The sequence below is a fragment of the Marisediminicola sp. UYEF4 genome (genome assembly GCF_040546025.1).
Classification (GTDB): Bacteria; Actinomycetota; Actinomycetes; order Actinomycetales; family Microbacteriaceae; genus Marisediminicola.
This window is the reverse complement of the sequence record NZ_JBEPNA010000041.1, coordinates 1-1,380: the sequence shown is the minus strand read 5'-3', so window position 1 is coordinate 1,380 and position 1,380 is coordinate 1. Positions and strand designations below refer to the sequence as shown.

Genomic DNA, 1,380 nt, shown 5'->3' with positions numbered 1-1,380 from the left:
CCTGTTGCCTCATGTCAATACCTCCGCGAAGTTTGATTCATTGCCTCGGATGAAAACCTCCGCGGAGCTCACCGGGTGTGGGCCTGGTTCACGACCGGTTTCACGGTGGCGGGTTTCTTCGCCAGCGTGAGCGTTTCGAGCTGTCCGGTGAGCGCGAGGATCTGTCGGGACTGGGCTGCGGGGTGGACTCGTTTGAACTCCGCGTTCATCCTGATGATCGGCATCTTGCGCATGTCGTCGCGGGCGATGGCGCGCTGGTGCGGGGTGGTCGCGGCGTCGTACCGCTTGGTCACTTTCGCTCCGTTGCGCTGCTTGAACACGAGCTTCTGCTGCGGCAGCAGGTAGTTCGTGAATACCCGGTCGAGTTCCCAGATCTCGTTCAGCAGGGCGAGCTCTGCCGGGGTGTCGTAGCGGTGGTAGCCGACGAGCTCGCGCACGTGCGTCCAGTTCTTCTGCTCGACGTGGGCACCATCGTTGCTATGACTCGCCCGGGACCGGGTGAAGGTGATCTTGTTCGCCACGCAGTAGTCGAACAGGTGGTGGTTGATGAACTCGGACCCGTTGTCGGAATCGATGCCGATGATCGGGAACGGGAATACCCGGCGCACGTGCATGAGTGCCTCGAACACCCACTTCTCGGCCTTGTTCCTGACCGACCGGTTCACCGTCCACCCGGTCGCGATGTCCGTGACGGTCAGGGTGAAACAGAACTCGCCCGACGCGTTCCCGCCCTCGTGGCCGACCAGATCGATCTCCACAAACCCCGGGACCGCATCGTCCCAGTCGGCCCAGGTGCGGATCGGGATCTGCGACTTCAACAGCGTCCCGGGCTTGGTATGCGACCGGCCGCGGGAGAGTAGCTTCGCCCGCTCCGGCGCGAGCCGCCGATCGATCGTCGCCGCGCTCATCCGCACCAGCAGGGCCGCCTCGGCGTCGGTGAGGTCGAGCTCGTCATCGCGGCGCAGCAGCGGCACCAGCACCGGCAGCATCGGCGCGAGGCGCTTGCCTGCCGGTGCCCGAAGCACCGCCCAGCACTTCACCAGCGCCCGCGTCACGACCGGCCCGTAGGTGGGCGCCCGCCCTGCCCTGGGCTTGACCACCTTGAGCGTCAACGCGGCCCGCAACGCCGCCCGGGCGTAGTCGCGATGCCACCCGGTCAGCTCCACCAGCTCGGTCAGTATCCTGCCCTTGCCGGCCCGGTCGGCGCTCCGATACGCGAGCGCCTTCTTCATCGTCACAGCCTGCCGCTGCGTCATCGTCAGCTCCATAGAAACGGGCGTAACCCACATCCACCGCCCACGACTCGAACCACGCCGAAGCGGAGGTTTTCACATGAGGCAACGAATGGTGCTACGCGGAGGTTTCTTATGAGTCAACGCG

Annotated in this window: 1 protein-coding gene; it reads right to left on the bottom strand. The window is 65.3% G+C overall.

All coding sequences use genetic code 11. The features are described from left to right. Positions 1-68: 68 nt before the first annotated feature. Positions 69-1,256 (bottom strand): integrase catalytic domain-containing protein, encoded by a 1,188-nt coding sequence (locus ABIB15_RS15270; protein ID WP_354480504.1) that lies wholly within the window; start codon positions 1,254-1,256, stop codon positions 69-71. Between the last annotated feature and the right edge of the window lie 124 nt (positions 1,257-1,380).

Coding starts and splice junctions, on each gene's coding strand:
- ABIB15_RS15270 (WP_354480504.1), bottom strand. CDS start 1,256: ATGACGCAGCGGCAGGCTGTGACGATGAAGAAGGCGCTCGCGTATCGG.